The 4267-nt window shown below is 52.4% G+C and carries 7 protein-coding genes; 3 read left to right on the top strand and 4 right to left on the bottom strand.

From position 1 onward, the window contains the following. From ACW14G_RS22445 to ACW14G_RS22430, 4 genes are all read right to left on the bottom strand, one after another. Nucleotides 1-316 (bottom strand): SprT family zinc-dependent metalloprotease (locus ACW14G_RS22445; RefSeq protein ID WP_455648826.1); only part of this gene is annotated, 316 nt, incomplete at its 3' end. 77 nt (nt 317-393) lie between these two features. Then, entirely contained in the window at nt 394-1788 is a 1395-nt protein-coding gene (locus tag ACW14G_RS22440) for a sugar porter family MFS transporter (RefSeq protein ID WP_064542669.1), read from the bottom strand. Nucleotides 1789-2166: 378 nt separating this feature from the next. Then, nucleotides 2167-3321 (bottom strand): methionine adenosyltransferase, encoded by a 1155-nt coding sequence (gene metK, locus ACW14G_RS22435; protein WP_064542672.1) that lies wholly within the window; start codon nt 3319-3321, stop codon nt 2167-2169. A 166-nt stretch (nt 3322-3487) separates the two neighbouring features. Further along, nucleotides 3488-3796 carry a hypothetical protein gene (locus tag ACW14G_RS22430; RefSeq protein WP_249022756.1) on the bottom strand — a complete coding sequence of 103 codons (309 nt, stop codon included), beginning with the start codon at nt 3794-3796 and terminating at the stop codon, nt 3488-3490. On the opposite strand from ACW14G_RS22430, the gene ACW14G_RS22425 reads away from it, so the two are divergent. The 3 genes from ACW14G_RS22425 to ACW14G_RS22415 form a co-directional block, all read left to right on the top strand. Then, the gene (locus tag ACW14G_RS22425) at nt 3736-3873 is read left to right on the top strand and encodes a hypothetical protein (protein ID WP_420811674.1); all 138 of its coding nucleotides are present in this window, start codon (nt 3736-3738) and stop codon (nt 3871-3873) included. The genes ACW14G_RS22430 and ACW14G_RS22425 overlap by 61 nt on opposite strands. Nucleotides 3874-3969: 96 nt before the next feature. Continuing rightward, a complete protein-coding gene (gene yqgB / locus ACW14G_RS22420; RefSeq protein ID WP_249023284.1) occupies nt 3970-4101 on the top strand; it encodes an acid stress response protein YqgB in 132 nt (43 codons plus the stop codon). Nucleotides 4102-4109: 8 nt separating this feature from the next. After that, on the top strand, nt 4110-4267 hold a 158-nt coding region (locus ACW14G_RS22415; protein WP_455648827.1), incomplete at its 3' end, for a hypothetical protein.

Below are 4267 nucleotides of genomic sequence, written 5' to 3'. Positions count from 1 at the left end.
CGCTCTCCATCATCCATTTCCACTCTTTACCGTGCGGCGCGACGCGGCCAAAGTGTTTCCACACCAGCAGATGCGCCAGTTCGTGTGGCACCACTTCATCAATAAATGCCTGCTGGTTTTCCTGTAACAACACGGGATTGAGCCGAATTTCATACTGCTGTAGCCAGGCGGTTCCCGCAGAAGTGCCGCGCTGCTGATAGACCAGCTTCGGTTCAGGGTAGTTACGCCCCAGCGCCAGGTTAGCCTGAGCGAGTTTTTCCCGCAGGCTGCGCATGACGTTTTGCTGGATGGCGATAGGAATTCGAGGGGTTTTCATAACGGCTGAGAATAAAACGTGACGCGGGGAGGTGCAAGAAGAAGCTTCCTCCCTGGCGGGAGGAAGCGGGGTGAAGGTTAGTCGCGAGCGCCAATTTCACGCAGTGGACGGCCTTGCATCAGGTTACGTTCAATATGTTCCAGAGAGACGTTTTTGGTTTCCGGAATCAGCCACAGGGTCAGGAAGATGAACAGTACGTTCAGACCGCCGTAAACCCAGAAGGTGTTGGCGCTACCCAGCGAGTTCAGCATGGTCAGGAAGGTTGCGCCGACGATCATGTTCGCAATCCAGTTGGTGGCGGTAGAGCAGGTGATACCGAAATCGCGGCCTTTCAGCGGCTGGATTTCAGAGCACAGTACCCAAATCAGCGGACCGGCGCTCATGGCGAAACCAACGATAAACATCAGCAGCATTAGCACGGCGAAGTACTGGGCAACGGCGGAGTGGATACCGATGTGCATCATAGAACCCAGCACGCCCATGCCCACGGCCATCACGATAAAGCCGAGGATAAGGGTAGGTTTACGACCCCAGCGGTCAACCAGGCCAATCGCGATAAAGGTCGCCAGCACGTTGGTCAGGCCAACGATAACGGTACCCCACATCTGCTCGGTGGTGTTGGTGTAGCCGGCCAGTTCAAAGATTTTCGGCGCGTAGTACATGATGACGTTCATACCGGTGAACTGTTGCATCACCTGCAGCAGTACGCCGAGGAACACCGCGCGACGGAAGTTGCTGTTCTCTTTAAACAGCGCCCAGCCGCTCTGCTTCACCTTCAGGCTTTCGCGGATTTCATCCAGCTCACGTTTGGCTTCGGCGCTGGTATCACGCAGACGCATCAGTACGCGTTCGGCATCGTTAAAGCGACGTTTCGCCGCGAACCAGCGTGGGCTGTCCGGCAGGAAGATAACGCCAATCAGCAGCAGCACCGCAGGGATGATGATGACACCCAGCATCCAGCGCCATGCGCCGCTGTAGCTGAAGGCGGTATCGGACAGGTACGCGCCGAGAATACCGATAGTAATCATCAGCTGGTACATGGAAATCATGCTGCCGCGGATTTTTTCCGGCGCGATTTCAGACAGATACAGCGGAGCGGTGTAGGAGGCCACACCCACTGCCAGACCGAGCAGTACGCGGGAAATCAGCAGTACTTCAACGTTCGGCGCCGCGGCGGAGAACAGGGAACCGGCGACAAACAGGATCGCGCCGATCATCAGGCTTTTCTTACGGCCCAGCTTGAAGGAGAGCCAGCCGCTGCCGACGGCACCGACGGCGGCACCGAACATCATCGAGCTAACCACCCATTCCTGCGTATGGGCACTGAGTTGGAAATCGGTCGTAATAAACGGTAGGGCACCGGCAATAACGCCGATATCAAGGCCGAACAGCAGTCCGGCCAGTGCCGCCAGAAAACAGACAAAGAAGGTCATTGTCTTATTCGAGCGACCCTGTTTTTTATTGTTAGGCATGATGCTCTCCATTGAGTCATTGATTCTATCGATGCTTAGGGTAGGAGACTACGTAGTAAAAAAATGTGATAACAATCACGACTGTGTAATCGGTTACACTAGCATTCATGTTGTGTATGAGTTAAATAACAATTAAATCATATATATGTGTTTATTTTAGTCGGTGATAAAAAAACGATAATGAGATTTTACTGAAACATAACGCAGTAGGGTGAAATGCTGTTTCAGTCACGCTATGAAAGGCTTGCCGAATGGAATGCACCAATGTGTAATCGCTTTCATGAAAGTGTTTTGAAATGTAAATTGATACGTAGAGAGGCTGAATAGCAGGCATAAAAAAGCCAGCGCGAGGCTGGCTTTTATCGAAGGGAGGGGCGCTTATTTCAGGCCAGCCGCTTCGCGCAGCTGAGCTGCTTTGTCGGTCTTTTCCCATGGGAAAGTTTCGCGACCGAAGTGACCGTAAGCTGCCGTCTCTTTGTAGATCGGGTGCAGCAGATCCAGCATCTGGATCAGGCCGTAAGGACGCAGATCGAAGAACTCGCGAACCAGACCAATCAGCTGCTCAGCCGGTACTTTCTCAGTCCCGAAAGTTTCCACCATGATGGAGGTCGGTTCAGCTACGCCGATAGCGTAGGAAACCTGAATTTCGCAACGGTCAGCCAGGCCTGCGGCAACGATGTTTTTCGCTACATAACGCGCAGCATACGCCGCAGAACGGTCAACTTTTGATGGATCTTTACCGGAGAACGCACCGCCGCCGTGACGAGCCATGCCGCCGTAGGTATCCACGATGATCTTACGACCGGTCAGGCCACAGTCGCCCATTGGGCCACCGATAACAAAGCGACCGGTTGGGTTGATAAAGAATTTGGTCGACGCGTTCAGCCATTCGGTCGGCAGAACCGGCTTGATGATCTCTTCCATCACCGCTTCCTGCAGCGATTTTTGATCGATACTTTCTGAATGCTGAGTAGACAGAACGACGGCATCAATACCGACAATTTTTCCATCGTCGTACTGGAAGGTGACCTGGCTTTTCGCGTCCGGACGTAGCCACGGCAGGGTGCCGTTTTTACGTACTTCAGCCTGACGCTGCACCAGACGGTGGGCGTAGGTGATTGGCGCAGGCATCAGCACGTCGGTTTCGTTGGTGGCATAGCCAAACATCAGGCCCTGGTCGCCCGCGCCCTGTTCCAGCGGATCGGCACGGTCAACGCCCTGGTTGATGTCCGGGGACTGTTTACCAATCGCGCTCAGTACGGCACAAGAATTGGCATCAAAGCCCATATCAGAATGCACATAGCCAATTTCGCGAACGGTGTTACGGGTGATCTCTTCGATATCAACCCATGCGCTGGTGGTGATTTCACCGCCGACCAGCACCATACCTGTTTTGACGTAAGTTTCACACGCTACGCGGGCTTTCGGATCCTGCTCGAGGATAGCGTCCAGCACGGCGTCGGAAATTTGGTCTGCGATTTTGTCAGGATGCCCTTCGGATACAGACTCGGACGTAAAAAGGTGTTTTGCCATATTTAATATCACCCAATGAGAATTTGGTTAGCTCAAACTGTTGTATTGAATAATCACGATGGAAGATTATACCACGGACTTAAGGGTTGCCGTCACTGGCAGTCTGAGTGTTAATCGGTATAGATGGATTAACATCTGGACGGCTATTTTAGGTCACATCTTCACCTCAATGCCAGTTTTTTTTGAGATAGCTCGCATTCTGTTGCAACTGAGATTGGAAATTTTTCCTGACACCGGCGGCAAGCTGCACATTTATATTTTGCATTTTAGGTGGGTTATCGGTATAAAACGCCGCGCGCGGCTCATACAAAAAAGCACACGTCATTTTTCGTGTTGCCACTTCCAGCCGGGCTAAGACATTTGCTTTGGCTTGAGGTACGTCTTTTGGGGCGGCCGTGGAGGTGATACGAGATAATGAACCGTTGTATTCTGCTGATTCTACCGTGCCGTTCTGGCGCGAATATGTTCCCCGCAACCCGCCATTCTGCTTTGCATACCAGCCGATGTTATACCCATTTCGGCGCTTCTCAGGACTCCCGAGCCGGTAGGTAACGGAACACTGAACAAGGGCGCTCTTGTTACGGCAAGGGTTTTCTCGTGGTTTCGCTGAACCGTCATACCCGGTTCAGGTGCGTGTTTTACAATGATATGAAAAAGAAACCGGTCGCACAGTCGCTGCGTCAGCATGTTCTGCTGCCTCATCGGGCTGTTTATGGGTTGTTATCGCAACGTCACGCTGCGATAGTAGTTAACTGTTTTACACTTGTTATAAATAATTGAGGTTCGCTATGTCTGACGACATTTCATTGGATTCGCCTTCGTCAGCAGGCGAACGCGGTGTACTACGTTCCATGCAGGAGGTTGCGATGAGCTCCCAGGAAGCCAGCAAAATGCTACGCACATACAACATTGCCTGGTGGGGCAATAACTACTACGACGTCAACGA

The organism is Kluyvera sp., from assembly GCF_965301105.1.
This window is presented reverse-complemented; position numbering and strand designations above follow the sequence as displayed.

Excerpts from the sequence above, each read along its gene's own strand:
- metK (WP_064542672.1), bottom strand. The coding sequence starts at position 3,321 with ATGGCAAAACACCTTTTTACGTCCGAGTCTGTATCCGAAGGGCATCCT.
- yqgB (WP_249023284.1), top strand. The coding sequence starts at position 3,970 with ATGAAAAAGAAACCGGTCGCACAGTCGCTGCGTCAGCATGTTCTGCTG.
- ACW14G_RS22425 (WP_420811674.1), top strand. The coding sequence starts at position 3,736 with ATGAACCGTTGTATTCTGCTGATTCTACCGTGCCGTTCTGGCGCGAAT.
- ACW14G_RS22440 (WP_064542669.1), bottom strand. The coding sequence starts at position 1,788 with ATGCCTAACAATAAAAAACAGGGTCGCTCGAATAAGACAATGACCTTC.